This is a genomic window from Paraburkholderia sp. BR13444 (genome assembly GCF_040948755.1).
Taxonomy (GTDB): Bacteria; Pseudomonadota; Gammaproteobacteria; order Burkholderiales; family Burkholderiaceae; genus Paraburkholderia; species Paraburkholderia youngii.
Genome location: NZ_JBFPKM010000007.1, coordinates 141,533 through 158,104, shown reverse-complemented (window position 1 = coordinate 158,104; position 16,572 = coordinate 141,533). Strand labels below are relative to the sequence as shown.

Here is a 16,572-nt window from a genome sequence, read left to right as displayed (position 1 = left end):
GTGGTCGAATGCGTCCGGTTGCCGTGCAACGCCCAGCCAACTGTCGGAATGGGTCGCATTGTCGAGGGCGAGGCAAACTCTGGGCGGACGCTGGCATTACACCCAGCCATCGACTATTCTCGACAAGACGCACGTTTGGAGCGGGCAATGGCTATCGAACGATTCCTTGTCTACGGCCTTGCAGCGATTTTCTTTGTCGTCGCACTTGCAAGACTGAGGCGCTCGAACGTCCTGAAGGCAAGTAAGGTCCAGGGAAACATCGTTGTCGGGAACCAATCAGGCCACCTGACGCAAACCTATTCGGAAATGGCCGCGCCATCGGGTAAAGAAGGTCCAAGCCGGACTGCCCCGCACGGTGACCGCGTTGCGTGGGTGATCGGAATCGTGGGCGCATTGATCGCGGCGGCTCAACTGGTTCACGATATTCGCAAATGAAATTCCCCCGCCTGTTTCGTTGGGGCAGCTATGCGGTGTCCTCCGAAAAGATCGTTGGGAACGTCTTCGTCGGTTCGAATTCCGGTCTTGTTTATCAGGTGTACGACGGCCGGCAGCCATCACCACCGCCTATTGTGGACTGGGCATCGGGCTTGCCCAAGCAGGGCGACCCTTTTGAAGTTTTCAATCTACTCTCCTGGCGGTGCAGGCTTGCGGACGACCTGATCGGCCGGGGTCCCGAACTCGACGAACTCCTCAGTTGGGCTCGATCGGGACAACCTTTGCGCATCAGGTTTCTTGTGGGTGCCGGAGGCAGTGGCAAGTCTCGCCTGGCCGCCGAACTTGCCGAACGACTGAAAGCGCAGGGCTGGTATGCCGGCTTTTCTGCACTTGAGCAAGGCGCGTCCCTTCCTGTTTCTGACAAGGGGCTATTGGTCATATTGGATTATCCCGAAGCATGGCGCGAGCAGGTGAGGAGTCTGCTTCGTGAAGCAGGTCGGGAAGACCGGCAAAAGCCGTCCGCGCCGGTTCGGATTCTGTTGTTAAGCCGTCGCCCTTTCGACGAGTGGAGACAAGACGTCCTCGATGCCCGTGCTTCACACGTCTGTGACGCGCATGAGGTGGCAATCCGCGCGCTTCCCACAGTCTCAGCGACGGTTTTGTTCAAGCGTGTCGCCTCTCGACTCGCCCAGCATCGTGGCTACAGCAAGCCACAGCTCGATGGTGCTGCAATCGACAATTGGCTCTCCCAAAGCCCGGAGCTTTATGCATTACCCCTGCTGATCACGGCCGCGGCCGTCCACTTCGTGGACTCGCCTGACGAGACGCTCGACCTGACAGCCCCAGACATCGTCGCCGCTCTGATCGATCGTGAGCGCACCCAGCTAAATCGAGTCGGACGCAATACAGGGTGGGGAGAGCATGCCGCCTCCCGGTTGGTCGGGCTCGCGGCTTTGCTTGACGGCCTCGACGCTTCAACGATGCGGCGACTTGCTGCACCTGAGCTCGGGATCGGGCTGCCGGCTCCTCAGTATGTGGTCGATGGGGTGCGTCTGCTGGGCTGGTGCAGAGACAATCGATTTCCATCGCCAGCGCCTGACATCGTTGCAGCCGAACTGCTGCGACAGGTGCTCATCGATGCTCAGGACCGTCGCGCTGACTGGGTATGGGCGACACTGTCTGAAACCGGAGCGGATCACATCGAACTCTTGAGCAGGCGTATGCACGACATGGTTACTCTGCATGGACCTGCTGAACGGATATTGCGTGACTCGCTTGTTGAAGCGGTCACGGGGAAACCTGAACGTGCCAAAGCATGGCGGGGCTTTCTTGAGGCCAACGCAGTCGGCTTCCGGCTAAGTCCGGTTGGTATCGCAGTTGGCCAGGCGCTGCTTGGTATGGCTGATCTTCCAGCTGCCGAACGCGCAGAAATTCTCAACGATCTGTCGAATCGCCTCGGCGACGCCGGCGATGGCGGGCCCGGGCTAGCCGCGATCCGCGAAGCGGTAGAAATCCGGCGGCGTCTCGTAGAGATGGACCAGCGCCAGTTTGCCCCCGGTCTTGCTGCGAGCCTCAACAACCTGTCCGTCCGTCTCAGTGATGCAGGTGATCGCGCGGGCGCGGTAGCTTCAGCCCGCGAGGCAGTAGATATCTTTCAGTCTGTCGCGCAGGAGAACGAAAGTCATTTCGCACCCGATCTCGCCATGAGTCTCAATAATCTTTCTGCCTTCCTGGGCAACGTCGGCGATGACGTGGGCGCATTGGCCGCGATCCGTCAGGCGGTAGAGATCCGGCAGCGTCTCATGCGGGAGAACCCGGGCCGCTTTGCACCCGATCTCGCCATGAGCCTTAACAACCTGTCGCTCCGCCTTCACAATGCCGGTGATGGCGCAGGCGCACTGGCCGCGATCAGCAAAGCGGTAGAAATCCGGCGGCGTCTCGTGCAGGAGAACCCGGGCCGCTTCGCACCCGATCTCGCCATGAATCTCAACAATCTGTCAGTCCGCCTTCACGATGCTGGCGATGGCGCAGGCGCGCTGGCCGCGATCCGCGAGGCGGTGACGATCCGGCGGCGTCTCGCACAAGAGAACCCGGGCCGCTTCGCAGCCGATCTCGCCATGAGCCTCAACAACCTTTCACGCTCCGTCGGCGATGCCGGCGATGGCGCCGCCGCGCTGGCCGCGATCCGCGAGGCGGTGAAAATCTATCGTTTTCTCGCGGAAGAGAACCCGGACCGCTTTTCGCGCGAGCTCGCCGGCAGCCTCCACAACCTGTCGCTCCTCCTGGCCAAAGCCAGTGATGGCGTAGGCGCGCTGGTCGCGATCCGCGAGGCGGTGGAGATACGGCGGCGTCTCGCCCAGGAGAACGCGAGGTACTTCGCTCCTGATCTAAGCGTGAGCCTTAACGACTTGTCGCTCCGCCTCGACGATGCCGGCGACAGTGCCGGCGCACTGATCGCGATGCGCGAGGTAGTGAACATCCATCGTTTTCTCGCAGAGGAGAACCCAGACCGCTTTTCGCCCGATCTCGCCAGCAGCCTCCACAACGTGTCGCGCCGCTTGGCCGATGCCGGTGATGGCGCCGGCGCACTGGTCGCGATGCGCGAGGCGGTGGAGATCCGGCGGCGTCTCGCACAGAAGAACCCGGGCCGCTTCGCTTCCGATCTAGCCAACAGCCTTAACGACCTGTCGCTCCTTCTCGGTAATGCCAGGGATGGTGCGGGCGCGCTGGCCGCGATCCGCGAGGCGGCGGAACTCCAGTGGCATCTCGTACAGGAGAATCCAGACCGTTTCGCGCCCGACCTCGCCACCAGCCTTTACAACCTCTCGCTCCACCTCACGGATGCTGGCGATGGAGCGGGCGCGCTGGGGGCGATCCACGAATCAGTACAGATCCGGCGGCGTCTCGCACAGGAGAACCCCGGCGGCTTCGTACCTGCTCTTGCCGCGAGCCTCCAAGCCCTTTCGAACTGTCTTGATACTGAGGGCGATGGCCCGGGCGCATTGGCTGCAATACGCGAGGCGGTGAAGCTCCGGCGACGGCTAGTACAGGATGACCGGGACCGCTTTGCAGCCGATCTCGCCATGAGCCTCAACAATCTGTCGGTCCGCCTTGGCGATGCCGGCGACGGTGCGGGGGCACTGGACGCGATCCGTGAGGCGGTGAATATCTATAGTCCTCTCGCAATAGAGGACCCGGGCCGCTTCGCATCCGCTCTCGCCATGAGCCTCAACAATCTGTCGCTCCGCCTTGGCGATGCCGGCGACGGTGCGGGGGCACTCGACGCGATCCGTCAGGCGGTAAGAATCTATAGTCCTCTCGCAAAAGAGGACCCGGGCCGTTTCGCTCGCGATCTCGCCGCCACATTCCACAACCTGGCGAGCTGTCTCCACAATGCGAACGATAGCGCGGGAGCACTTGCCGCGATAGCCGAAGCGGTCAACATCTATCGCTCGCTCGCAAAGGAGAATCCGGGCCGCTTTGCGCCCAGTCTTGCCAAGAGCCTCCACAATCTGTCGGACCGCCTCAAAGACACGGGCGATGGCGCGGGTGCGCTGGATGCGATTCGCGAGGCGGTGGAGATCCGTAGGCGTCTCGCACACGAGAACCCAGACCGCTTTGCACCTGATCTTGTTAGGAGCCTCAACAACTTGTCGGCCCACCTTATGGATGTCGGCGATGATGCCGGCGCGCTGGATGCGTCGCGAGAGGCGGCCGACATCTCGCGGTCTCTCTCTCAGAGGCACGGCAACAGTGGCCTGCATGGCATCCGTCGCGTTTCCGACGGCGACCCCGCCTGAGTATAGTCCCGTTGACTTCGGCGAACGCTTGCCTCTCGCGTTGCCAGTCCAGTTATTTCCTTTTGCTGCGCGGCAGTCTGGTCGTTTTCCGTTATTTCGGGCGAGTCATCGCCCACATATCCAGTTGCGGAAGAGGTGAACGACTACCGAGGCGTACGCCCGTAGTCGACCCGCTGCTGCCATTCGCGCCGTTCGCGTCCAAGGGCAGATATCTGAGCGAAGCGGTCGTATGAATGACACTAATCCTGCGATGGCGAGCGGCGCTCGTTGGCGCATGGCGCCGTATTTGACGCACTGATCCGCAGGGTCGTACCATCGCATATCCTCAACGGATGTCAGCAACGCGCCGGCTTTACAAGCGTTCAATCAAGCGCCGATCTCCCAACTCGCAATACCCATGACATGCCGCACGCGCCGCGTTCGCCGCGCCGTGTACGAGCAGCGGCGCATCCGCGCGGCGTGACATCGACACCACGATGGACGGCGGCGAGGGCTGCAACGGCAACTCCACCACCTCGCCGCGGGCGATCAGATCGTCAACAAATAGACGCGGAATCGCCGCCACGCCAAATCCATCGCGCACGAGTTGCACGATCACCGAAATCGACGGCGAGCCTGTGATGCGCGTATCCGCGAGCGGCACGCCATTGGCGAGCGCCAGCTTGCCGACGATGTCCTCCAGCGCGCGATGCGGCGCCGTTCCGCGCCCGAACGTCAGGATCGGATGACGCAGTACGCGTTTCGCGAGCCCGCTGCGCGAAAGCGGCAACAGACCCGCGCGCGCGATCCAGTGCACCGGATAGTTCGCAAGCGCGTCGCACACCACAGATTCCTCGTCGCTGCCTTCCACGCGAATGATGAGATCGAGTTCGCCCGCCATCAGCCGCCGCTGCAAAACAACGCTCACGTCCACCGTCAGCTCGACTTCGAGTTGCGGGAAGTCGTCCGCGAGACGCCGCATGTAATCGGCGAGCCAGCTATGCACGACCGTCTCGATCACGCCGAGCCGCAGCTTGCCGCGCATCGCGCCTTCATGCGACGCGGCGGCCTGCAACTGGCGCGTCGCTTCCACCACGGCCTTCGCATAGCCCAGCAGATATTCGCCGTTCGCCGTGAGCCGGAAATCACGGCTCTCGCGATCGACGAGCGTGGTCTGCAATTCGTCTTCCAACGCTTTCAGACGCTGCGAGATCGCCGCGGGCGTGGCGTGCAAAGCCGTCGCCGTGGTGCGAAAACTGCGCAGCTTCGCCAGCGTGACGAAGGTTTCGAGAAAGCGCGTGTTCATAGGCCGAGGTGGCAAAAGCGACGGGGAGAATTGCTCCAAAAAACTCATCGTAGCTCGGGAAAACCCGCGATTCCGTTAAGAAATTCTATCCACTTGTCGCAAATAAAACTAGTTGGCGTCATATTTTCTTCTTTTCTATGCTTTGTCTGAGCGCACAAACATCGCTTCGCGCATCTCACCTGTACGCAGACGACGACAAACCAGAGCAAACCCCACGAGCACGCTGACACCATGACGCCATTCGAATTCCGCAGAGCCGTACGACATCGCGACTTCCGCGGCCCGACCGCCGGCCATTGCGGCGACTACGCGCAAGCCAATCTTGCGATCCTGCCCGCCGCGTACGCGCACGATTTCCTGCGCTTCTGTCATGCGAATCCGAAGCCGTGTCCGCTGCTCGGCGTGGGTGAGCCCGGCGACTTTCGCGTGCCGGTGCTTGGGCGCGACATCGATATCCGCACCGATGTTCCGGCCTACAACGTCTACCGCGATGGCGAGTTGAGCGAATGCGTCGACTCGATCGAAGCGCACTGGCAGGACGATTTCGTCGTGTTCGCAATCGGCTGCTCGTTCTCGTTCGAACACATGCTCGCGAAGGAAGGCATCGGACTGCGCCACGTCGAAGAAGGCCGAAACGTGCCGATGTATCGCACGGACATTCCGAACCAGCGCGCCGGTGTGTTTGGCGGCGAACTCGTTGTATCGATGCGCCCGCTACGCGGCGCCGACGCAGTCCGCGCCGTGCAGATCACGAGCCGTTTTCCAGGCGTACACGGCGCACCCGTGCATATCGGCGACCCGGCGGAACTCGGTATCGCCGATCTCGCGCGCCCCGAGTTCGGCGATGCGGTGACGATCCACCCGGGCGAACTGCCGGTCTACTGGGCGTGCGGTGTGACGCCGCAAACCGCGTTGATGGCCGCGAAGCTACCGCTCGCCATCGCCCACGCGCCGGGACATATGCTGATGACGGACATTACCAACGCATCGCTGGCCATCTTCTGACCGTTTCTTCGGCGCGCGTGGCCTGACACCGCGCCGCCGAGCCACAACCCAATCACAGCATCCCGAAGCCATCCGGCCGACCGGCCCGAAGGGAATGACGCATCCCTACGCTCTTGCGTGGCTTCGCTCGTTACTCATGCGTCTATCCACAGGAGCAGCAGATGGACAGCAAGACACTCACGGCAAGCGTCGACGATGTCACCGACATGAAGGCAACGGCAGGCAGCCCGCAGCTTTCCTGGTACGCGGAAGCCGGTCCGCACGCACGCCGCGCGTTCTGGAGCTGCAAGGTCGGCTATATGCTTGACGGCATGGACACGCAGATGCTGTCCTTCGTCATTCCGACGCTCGTGGCCACGTGGGGCATCTCGCTTGCCGACGCCGGCTTCATCGGCACTATGACGCTGCTTTCGTCCGCGCTTGGCGGCTGGATCGCGGGGATACTATCCGATCGTATCGGCCGCGTACGCGCGTTGCAACTCACCGTGCTGTGGTTCGCGGTGTTCACCGCGTTGTGCGGTCTCGCGCAAAATTACGGCCAGCTGCTCGCCGCTCGCGCGCTCATGGGCTTCGGCTTCGGCGGCGAATGGACAGCGGGCGCCGTGCTGATCGGCGAAGTGATCCGCGCACGCGATCGCGGCAAGGCGGTCGGTCTGGTGCAATCCGGCTGGGCGCTCGGCTGGGGCATGGCCGCGCTGCTCTATGCCGTGCTGTTCTCCGTGATGGCGCCTGAAATCGCGTGGCGCGCGTTGTTTCTGATCGGGCTCGTGCCGGCGCTCCTCGTGCTCTTCATTCGCCGCTACGTGAAAGAACCCGAAGTGTTCGAGCAAGCCAGGGTTGCGCAGCAGGACGCGCAGGACACACCACGTTTCACCGAAATCTTCGCACCCCGGCTGCTTTCGACGACGCTGCGCGCCGCACTCCTCACCACCGGCGCACAGGGCGGCTACTACGCGATCACGACATGGCTGCCGACGTTCCTCAAGACCGAACGTCATCTCACGGTGCTGGGCACCGGCGGCTATCTGGCGATGATCATCGCCGGTTCGTATGTGGGTTATCTATGCAGTGCGTGGCTCACGGACCGCATCGGCCGCAAGCCGAATTTCATCCTGTTCGCGCTCGGCTCGATGGCGATTGCTTTCGCGTACACCTCGTTGCCCCTCACGAATGCGTCGATGCTGTGGCTCGGCTTTCCGCTTGGCTTCTTTGCGTCGGGCATTTTCTCCGGCATGGGCGCATTCCTCACCGAACTCTTTCCGACCCGCGTACGCGGCTCCGGCCAGGGCTTTTGCTACAACGTCGGCCGCGCGATCGGGGCGCTGTTCCCCGTGCTGATCGGCGCACTGTCGAGCCGGTTTGGCCTTGGCACGAGCATCGGGATATTCGCGGTGGCTGCATACGGCGTGCTGATTGTCGCCGCGCTCACATTGCCCGAAACGCGCGGCCGCGAACTCGAATCCGCCTGATTAGCCTCTCTCGCATCTCTTACATATTTCGCATCAAAGACCTCGACGCCATGAAGCACGATCACAGCTCCGATTCTTGTACACCGTCCCGCTGGCAGTTCTGGATCGACCGCGGAGGCACCTTCACCGATATCGTCGCGCGCCGCCCGGACGGCACGCTCACCACGCACAAGCTGCTGTCTGAAAACCCTGAGCAGTATGGCGACGCGGCCGTCGCAGGGATTCGTCATCTGCTCGGATTGCAAGCCGGCGAAGCGATCACCCCGCACGACGTCGAAATGGTCAAGATGGGTACAACGGTCGCGACTAATGCCTTGCTCGAACGCAAGGGCGAACCGGTTGCGCTCGTCACCACACGCGGCTTTCGCGATGTGTTGCGAATCGCGTATCAGAACCGCCCGCGCCTGTTCGATCTCGACATCGCGTTACCGGAAGCGCTCTATGAGCGCGTAGTCGAAATCGACGAACGCGTAAGCGCGCAAGGCGAAGTCGTCGCGCCGCTCGATCGCGTTGCGGCGGAACGCGCACTGCACGAGGTTTACGACGCGGGCATTCGCGCGCTCGCCATCGTGCTGATTCACGGCTATCGCCACACGTCGCATGAACGTGAACTGGCAGAACTGGCACGGCGTATCGGCTTCACGCAGATCTCCGTGTCGCACGAAGTTTCGCCGCTGATGAAAATGGTCCCGCGCGGTGATACGACCGTCGTGGACGCGTATCTGTCGCCGATCCTGCGCCGTTACGTCGATCAGGTCGCGCACGAAATGCCCGGCGTGAACCTGCAGTTCATGCAGAGCAGCGGCGGACTGACACGCGCCGACGTGTTCCAGGGCAAGGACGCGATCCTTTCCGGTCCGGCGGGCGGCATCGTCGGTATGGTGCGCGCGGCGCAGGCGGCGGGCTTCGAGCGCGTGATCGGCTTCGACATGGGCGGCACGTCGACGGACGTCTCGCACTTCAACGGCGAGTTCGAGCGCGTGTTCGAAACACAGGTAGCAGGCGTGCGCATGCGCGCGCCGATGATGAGCATTCACACGGTAGCGGCTGGCGGCGGCTCGGTGCTCGGCTTCGACGGTGCGCGGCTTCGTGTCGGCCCCGACTCAGCTGGCGCGAATCCCGGCCCCGCCGCGTACCGTCGCGGCGGCCCGCTCGCAGTCACCGACTGCAACGTGATGCTCGGCAAGATCCAGCCGGACTATTTTCCGCGCGTGTTCGGTCCGCATGCGAACGAGCCGCTGGATCGCGATGCCGTCGCGCAACGCTTTCAGGCGCTCGCCGACAAAATCTTCGCGGCGAATGGACGACGCCGCACGCCCGAAGAACTCGCGGAAGGCTATCTGGAGATCGCCATCGGCAGCATGGCGAACGCGATCAAGAAAATTTCCGTGCAGCGCGGCCATGACGTCTCGCAGTACGTGCTGACGACGTTCGGCGGCGCAGGCGGTCAGCACGCATGCGGGGTGGCCGACGCGCTCGGCATGACGCGCGTGTTCGCGCATCCGCTCGCAGGCGTGCTCTCCGCGTACGGCATGGGTCTCGCGGATCAAACCGCCATGCGCGAACGGGCGCTGGAAATCACGCTCGACGCAGCCTCGCTGCCAACGCTCGAAGCCACACTCGATGCCCTCGCGGCCGACGCAACCCGCGCCTTGCTCGAACAGAGCGTCGATGCGGCGCGCATCACGACCGAGCGGCGTGTGCATCTGCGTTATCAAGGCACCGATTCGTCGCTTGCCGTGCCCGCGGGCAGCGTCGACGCAATGCGCACCGCGTTCGAAGCGGCCTATCGCCAGCGCTACGCGTTCCTGATGGCGGATACGCCGCTCATCGCGGAACTTGCGTCCGTCGAAGCCATTGGTCATTCCGATGCGCCCGTCGATGCCGGCAACCTGGCGCCGCGCGCGGCAGACGACGCGCTTCGCGCGCAGACGGTCGTACGCATGTATTCGGGTGGCGCGTGGCACGACGCGTCGCTCTACCAGCGCGACACGCTGTGCGCCGGCGACACGCTCGATGGCCCGGCGATCATCGCTGAAAAGAACGGCACCACCGTGGTCGAGCCGGGCTGGCAAGCCGTTCTGACCACACACGGCAACGTGGTGATGACGCGTGTACAACCGCTGCCCACTCGCCGCTCGATCGGCACCGAGGCCGACCCCGTGCGCCTCGAAATCTTCAACAACCTGTTTATGTCGATTGCCGAGCAGATGGGTTTGCGCCTGCAGAACACGGCGTATTCGGTCAACATCAAGGAGCGTCTCGACTTCTCGTGCGCGATCTTTGACGACGCAGGTAACCTGATCGCCAACGCGCCGCACATGCCGGTGCATCTCGGCTCGATGGGCGAGAGCATCAAGACGGTGATCGAGCGCAATCGCGGCGCGATGCGCGACGGCGACGTGTTCATGCTGAATGACCCGTATCACGGCGGCACGCACTTGCCCGATGTGACCGTCATCACGCCCGTGTTCGCCGACGGTTCGGCAGAACCGCTGTTTTATGTGGGCTCGCGCGGTCATCATGCGGATATCGGCGGCATTACGCCGGGCTCGATGCCGGCGGCCTCCTCGCATATCGAAGAAGAAGGCGTGCTGATCGACAACTGGCAGCTCGTCTCGGCGGCGGTGCTGCGCGATGCCGAAACGCGCGCGCTGCTCGCGTCGGGTCGCTATCCCGCGCGCAACATCGCGCAGAACATGGCTGATCTGCGCGCGCAGATCGCAGCGAACCAGAAAGGCGTGGACGAGTTGCGTCGCATGGTCGCGCAATTCGGCCGCGACGTGGTGCTCGCCTTCATGCGCCACGTGCAGGACAACGCAGAGGAAGCGGTGCGCCGCGTGATCGGCGCGCTCAAGGACGGCAGCTATCGCTACGAACTCGACAACGGCGCGGTGATCGAGGTCGCGATTCGTGTCGATGCCGCGACGCGTAGCGCCACGGTCGATTTCAGCGGCACGTCCGCGCAGTTGCCCAACAATTTTAATGCGCCGAAGGCGGTCTGCATGGCGGCGGTGCTCTATGTGTTCCGCACGCTCGTTGGCGACGATATCCCGCTCAACGCAGGTTGCCTCAGGCCGCTGTCGGTAATCGTTCCCGACCGCTCGATGCTCAATCCGGTGTATCCGGCGGCGGTGGTATCGGGTAACGTGGAGACGTCGTCGGCAATCACCAATGCGCTGTATGGGGCGCTCGGTATCGTGGCATCGAGCCAAGGGACGATGAACAACTTCACCTTCGGCGATGCCCGCTACCAGTACTACGAAACGATTGCGGGCGGCAGCGGCGCGGGCAACGGTTTCAGCGGCGTCGATGCCGTGCAGACACACATGACCAACTCGCGCCTGACCGATCCCGAGGTGCTCGAATGGCGCTACCCGGTGAGGCTCGAATCGCATATGATCCGTGCGGAATCGGGTGGCGCGGGACGCTGGCACGGAGGTAACGGTGCGATCCGGCGCATTCGCTTTCTCACGCCGATGACGGCTTCGATTTTGTCGAATAACCGCATTCATGCGCCTTTCGGCGGGGGTGGCGGACGGGCGGGAAGACGCGGCAGCAATCGCGTCGAGCGCGCGAATGGTCAGATCGTCGCTTTAGGTCATATTGCGAGCGTCGAGATGGAGGCGGGAGATGTGTTCGTGGTGGAAACGCCGGGGGGCGGTGGTTTCGGAGAAGTCTAGTTCCCGTACAGCGGGGCTTGCGTCCGGCCTGGGCTCGTCGTGCCACACTGGCATGATTGACCGACCAGCCGTGGGTAGGACGCCTCTCAGAGTAAGGCAGCCGTTCGAGGGTCCCGGGCGCCCCCAGTGCGAACGGCCGATACTGGCCGACGTCTGCCTGATGCACCGGTCCCGTGCCCACCCCGAGCGGACCTCGGTCACACCGGCAACGGTCATCAATCTTGGCGACGAAGCGCTTCGCCCCAAATCTTGATCGTGGACGAGAACTGCCCAGGCTCACTCGCTTCTACGTTGATGGCTATCGGAATAAAGCTAGTCCCTTGATACTCTGGCGTAGCTTTGTACCTCGTGACCTTGCCCGATTGCACTAGCGGAGCGACGATGTTGCGGTCCATCGACTGCTTGATCTGTGCCCTTTGATTTGCACCGACGCCCGGCCGCGCCCTATGACTGCCGATGCATAATAGCTTCCGAATTCAGGTTAGCTTGGCTGGCGCACATAGTGGATGTCCCATTCTGCTTCGCCCGTACGTATGAAGCCATAACGCTGGTAAAAGCGGTTTGAATCACTGCCGCGTAACGCAAGTAGGCGGATTGGCATGCGCTGCACGTCGGCGGTCGCGAATACTTCGTGCAAGACGGCCGCGCCAATTCCTTTTCCTTGGTGCTCCGGCAGAATGTAAAAGTGGTCCAGGAGCCAGTGATCTTCCTGTGGGCGAATCTGGACAAAACCTGACTGAACACCATCGACCTCTATGAATCGACACAGCGCGGGGTCGAACGACGCGAGGAAGCGCTCGCGAGCACGTTGCGGGTCGAAACGACCGATTCGTTCCAAGCTCTCGCGCATCGCGGCGATACGAATGGCGACGAGTGTATCTGCATCCGATAGGGTTGCATTACAGAAGGAAATGTTCACCGGGAGCGGTCCCTGAAAGGATTGTCGCGAAGAGGCTACCTCTTCTGCGAGAACTATTGGATCGACTCGATTGTTGACGATTTTCGCGCTGGTGTCGAAGGTCCTTTCCTGGCCGACCAGAGCCCGACGACCGAGCGCAAGGATGATCGCCGCGTGCGTTCGATGCAAACGCACAATTCGACCCGTTTCTGACGCTCGATGCAACACCGCCTTAACGACAGCTTTCAAGGTGCATCGGTCAATGCTGGTCGAGTACAGCTTGGCCAGTCGTACCTCCGGCCGGACCGTGTCCGCGTTTTGCGTGAGCGTGACAAGCTTCGCGTAGTAGAGTTGCGCCTTCTTATCGTGCGCCAGGTCTGCTGCTTTCGCCGCACCATACAGGCCACGCAGGCGGTTCGGGGTTGCTTGCATCGATGCCTCGTACTCCTTCAGCGCATCGGCAGGTCGCTTCAGATTGAGCAACATTTCGCCCAGCAACTCCCGCATCGGGTAAAGCCGGTTCTCCATCGCGACCTGCTTTTCGCTGCCGTCTTCCAGATCGGCGGCGGCGTGCATCTGCTTGAGCGCCTGATCGTCCTTGCCCTGAACATGATCCAGCCACGCCGAGGCGGCGAGGATTTGAATCTGGACCTGATCGGCCCAGTATGGCTGCTTGGCCTCTTCGAGCTTGGCGCGCAACTGCATGAGCATGTCGATATTGGTCTGCGCCATGTCCGCCTTGCTGCTGCGAGCGCAGCCTAGTGCACGGGCAAAATACGTGATTGCCTCAGCTTGCGGCCAGCGGCTGCCACGCGGCTCGAGCGTGGCAGCCTCCTGCCAGTCGCCGCGCTCGAGCGCATAGCGCGCCGGGATGGCAGCCAGCGCCGTGTAGACTGCCAGTCGGTCAAATGGAAATTTCGTGGCAGCATTGGCGTCATCGCGCACTTGTCTTGCATGCGCGTCCTGGCCCAGCTGTAGATAGGCGTACTCAATGAAATCCCAGGAATGGGGCGCCCCTGTATGGGTGGCGCCCGGCCAGCTTCTGGCGGCTTCTTCCTGCATCACCTTCAGCGCCGCTTCGTTCGATTTGATGGATGCATCCCACATGCCGAGCATCGAGTAAATATGCGAGGGCATGTGCAGGGCGTGCGGCGCCGCCGGGGCGATCTGCGCGTATTTGTTGGCAAACGGCAGTCCGCGCTTCGCGAGCGGCGGGTAGTCGTAGCTGTGGATCAGGTAGTGCGCGACACCGGGGTGGTCGGGCTGCTCACGGTAGATTTTCTCCAGGATCGTTGCAGCCTCGAGTTGGTTGGCGTACGTCTTGTCGCTGGGGTCCGCGGCCTCGTTGAGCGCAAGCGCATAGAAAATCGCGGCTTCCGTATCGTCGGGATATTTCTGCGTCAGGCGCGCCATCGCATGCTCGTATGCCAACGTGCGCTGGCTTTGTGGGACTTTGTCGTAGTCTTTGTAAAATGCTTCGGCAGCCAGCAGCCAATCGCGCTCCCGTTCGGTCTTCGGATCCAGCGCCAATCCCTTCTCCGCAGCTTCCCATCCGCGCTTGAGTGCCGTCTCGTCAAACGGCGGGACCAGCGGATTAGGACGCTGGGCAATTGCAATGCCCCAGTATGCAATCGCACATTGCGGATCGATCTGGGTCACGGCCTCGAACGCCTTGAGTGTCGAAGGGTAAAAGAAGGAATGGAGCATCGCCAATGCCTTCTCAAACTGGCTTTGTGCCGCAAGGCTGCACGAAGTGGGGAACTTCACGGTGCCGAACTTGCCGCCAGTCGGCGGCGCAGCGGGGTGTTCTTCGTGCTGGGCGAGCGCGGGAGCGAATGCGAGGACCGCGAGCAGGCATGCGGTTATTAGCTGCTTGTGATACATGATGACCTCCCCCGCAGGATGAATGGCAAACTTCACGCGAGATCGTCGAAAGCGGTGGTGCCAGGCGGCCCGACGGCGATGCCCATCGCAATGACATTGTCGTGGGCGAGGGCTCCGGGCGCCGTGGACGATTCCGACTGGAGTGAGTGGTGAGCACTTTTTTTCTAGTCAAGGCGTTACGTGCCCACAAGCTCGGAAACCCTGGGCGGCTGCACATTTTCACTAACGGATCGAACGCACAGACCAGTTGCAGCCGCCTAGCCATCAGCCTACCGCGCAGCCGTTCAAAGTTGGATTGGCCGCAAGGCACGGTCCCCGGCATTGGCCGATGAATAGGCTTGCATCGTCACGGATCGAACGGCCGGTTACGGATGAGGATTCAACCGGTCGACGCAACGGTTCGATGAAATCGTTCAGCCGGGGTTTCGTAGTCCAGCGTCTTCCTCGGGCGCTCGTTGGAACGGCCGGTGTGGACTTGCCCGGCCGCAGTCAATTGTGGGCCAGCGCGAACTCGCCGCGCGCACGATCTTCCAGATCACAGTGCCTGCCAGGTCTCTCTGCTTAAGCATTGGTGATGTTTTGTGCAATTGCCGACCGCCGCGAACACCTTGTGCCGGATCGCGGCGGACCTCAATCACCATTCAGCAGGGATTGGCACCTGCTTCACCGCAGTCGATGTGGCGGCGATTTCTCCCTGCGTGCGGTGTCGGCAGGTAGGGAAAGATCGTGTAGATGCCGTTCGGGGTCAAGTTGCTGCCTTCGGCACCGACGTTGAAGTTCACGCCATCACCCAGCAACAGATTGCCCGTCGGCGCGCCTATCAGCCGGCCGGCAACGACCCTCAGTGCGATATCGGTCACGTCGTCATTCGGGCGCCGCCCATTGGGCCAGCCGGCGTTGTCCCCAGCAAGAACGGCGAGACGACGCTGCTGCGCAGGTGGTGTGGGAGAAACACCCAGGTTTAGCCGCAGAAGCTCCGAGCAATCGCGTGCGCCGCACGTCCCAGTCTGCGGTTGGGACGGATACTTGAGAAGCACATTGACCAAATCGGTCCGGTTAGTCGTGGGAATCGTCAAGCCGAACCGCAGGTTGAGCGCAGTCGCCAGCCTGGAGTTGTGATAGAAACCCAGGAATTGCGCTTCGTTAGCCGGATCGGTCGCGTTCCATTTGTCTTTCGTGTCGGTCCCAATGATCAATTCGTTGACGAGTGGATTGGCCATGCGGGACACCTGCACCCAACGGCCGGCTTTGTCCTCATCGCGGTCCATTCCGCGGCCTTCCTGACGCAATGTGGACACGTACGCGCCGATTACGGCATTGGGTCTGGACGTCACCGTGCTGATTGGCACTTCGATCGCAATGGTGCTGATGTTGAAGCCGGAGAACGTGTCATTGCCAAAAGGATTCACGTGATCGTTGGCATCCTCCGCCGGTGTCAACACAGGTGGCGTGCGGCGCAGATTCACCGTGTCGAACACTGCGCCCAGGTCGATGTAGAACGTCTCACCGCGCTGGCCGGCAAAGACCTTGCCGCCGTTCGCCAGCAAGTAGATACCCTGTGCGGCCAGGGCTTCGTAATTCGGCATCGTTAGCGGTCCCACGTTGGACGGGACCGCGAACATCGTCTGGGTACCCAGATTGGTGCGCTCGCCGTGACGCACTTGCGTCACCGTGTAGCTCTGGCGCAGGATCAGACCGTCCGAGCCCGGGCCGTCGAGCGCAGTGATCGGCGGTAGCGCGGCATATGACAGCGGCAGTTGCTGGTTCGCCAGATCCCCGCGCAATTCGGTCTTGAAGCGGATTTCATAGACGAGGTCGTCGGCCTTGCCGTTGCCATTGGTGTCGACGTTGATGCGATAAATCACGTCATCGCCGAAATTGAAATAGTTCGGTCCGGCGTCAGGGTCCTGCATAGGAATCACGTTCAAAATGAAAACGACGTTGTTAGGGTTCGTCCAACTCCGGAACATGTAAAAGTCGGTGTTGTCGGCGGTCGGGTCGTTCGCAATCAGGGGGGCCTCGCGGTGACTGGCAGCGAGTGTTCCACTGCTCCAAAGCGCCGCCGCGCAAAGCGCGACGGCTGCCATGATGCGGGCAACAGATCTCATGGTGT

Annotated in this window: 7 protein-coding genes and 1 pseudogene; 5 read left to right on the top strand and 3 right to left on the bottom strand. The window is 62.2% G+C overall.

Features of this window, described 5'->3' with window-relative positions; genetic code table 11:
- The first annotated feature begins 147 nt into the window (after positions 1–147).
- Together AB3X95_RS21065 and AB3X95_RS21060 are read left to right on the top strand one after the other, a co-directional pair.
- Entirely contained in the window at positions 148–435 is a 288-nt protein-coding gene (locus tag AB3X95_RS21065) for a hypothetical protein (RefSeq protein WP_176367138.1), read from the top strand.
- Entirely contained in the window at positions 432–4,235 is a 3,804-nt protein-coding gene (locus tag AB3X95_RS21060; protein WP_184227443.1) for a tetratricopeptide repeat-containing protein, read from the top strand. The genes AB3X95_RS21065 and AB3X95_RS21060 overlap by 4 nt, the downstream gene beginning before the upstream one ends.
- Positions 4,236–4,587: 352 nt before the next feature.
- On the opposite strand, the gene AB3X95_RS21055 is transcribed toward AB3X95_RS21060, so the two are convergent.
- Positions 4,588–5,520, bottom strand: coding sequence for a LysR family transcriptional regulator (locus tag AB3X95_RS21055; protein WP_176123825.1), 933 nt, complete (start codon positions 5,518–5,520; stop codon positions 4,588–4,590).
- 228 nt (positions 5,521–5,748) lie between these two features.
- Between AB3X95_RS21055 and AB3X95_RS21050 the strand changes: the two are divergent.
- From AB3X95_RS21050 to AB3X95_RS21040, 3 genes and pseudogenes are all read left to right on the top strand, one after another.
- Positions 5,749–6,525 (top strand): annotated as a pseudogene (locus tag AB3X95_RS21050) (putative hydro-lyase); the annotation flags it as partial.
- 206 nt (positions 6,526–6,731) lie between these two features.
- Positions 6,732–7,994, top strand: a complete 1,263-nt coding sequence (locus AB3X95_RS21045) for an MFS transporter (protein ID WP_254905994.1) — start codon at positions 6,732–6,734, stop codon at positions 7,992–7,994.
- 50 nt (positions 7,995–8,044) lie between these two features.
- Positions 8,045–11,677 carry a hydantoinase B/oxoprolinase family protein gene (locus tag AB3X95_RS21040; protein WP_368622448.1) on the top strand — a complete coding sequence of 1,211 codons (3,633 nt, stop codon included), beginning with the start codon at positions 8,045–8,047 and terminating at the stop codon, positions 11,675–11,677.
- Between the two features lie 481 nt (positions 11,678–12,158).
- Here AB3X95_RS21040 and AB3X95_RS21035 read toward each other — a convergent pair whose 3' ends face one another.
- A complete protein-coding gene (locus tag AB3X95_RS21035) occupies positions 12,159–12,596 on the bottom strand; it encodes a GNAT family N-acetyltransferase (RefSeq protein WP_176367147.1) in 438 nt (145 codons plus the stop codon).
- A gap of 2,504 nt (positions 12,597–15,100) precedes the next feature.
- Entirely contained in the window at positions 15,101–16,567 is a 1,467-nt protein-coding gene (locus AB3X95_RS21030) for a DUF4331 domain-containing protein (protein ID WP_184227446.1), read from the bottom strand.
- Between the last annotated feature and the right edge of the window lie 5 nt (positions 16,568–16,572).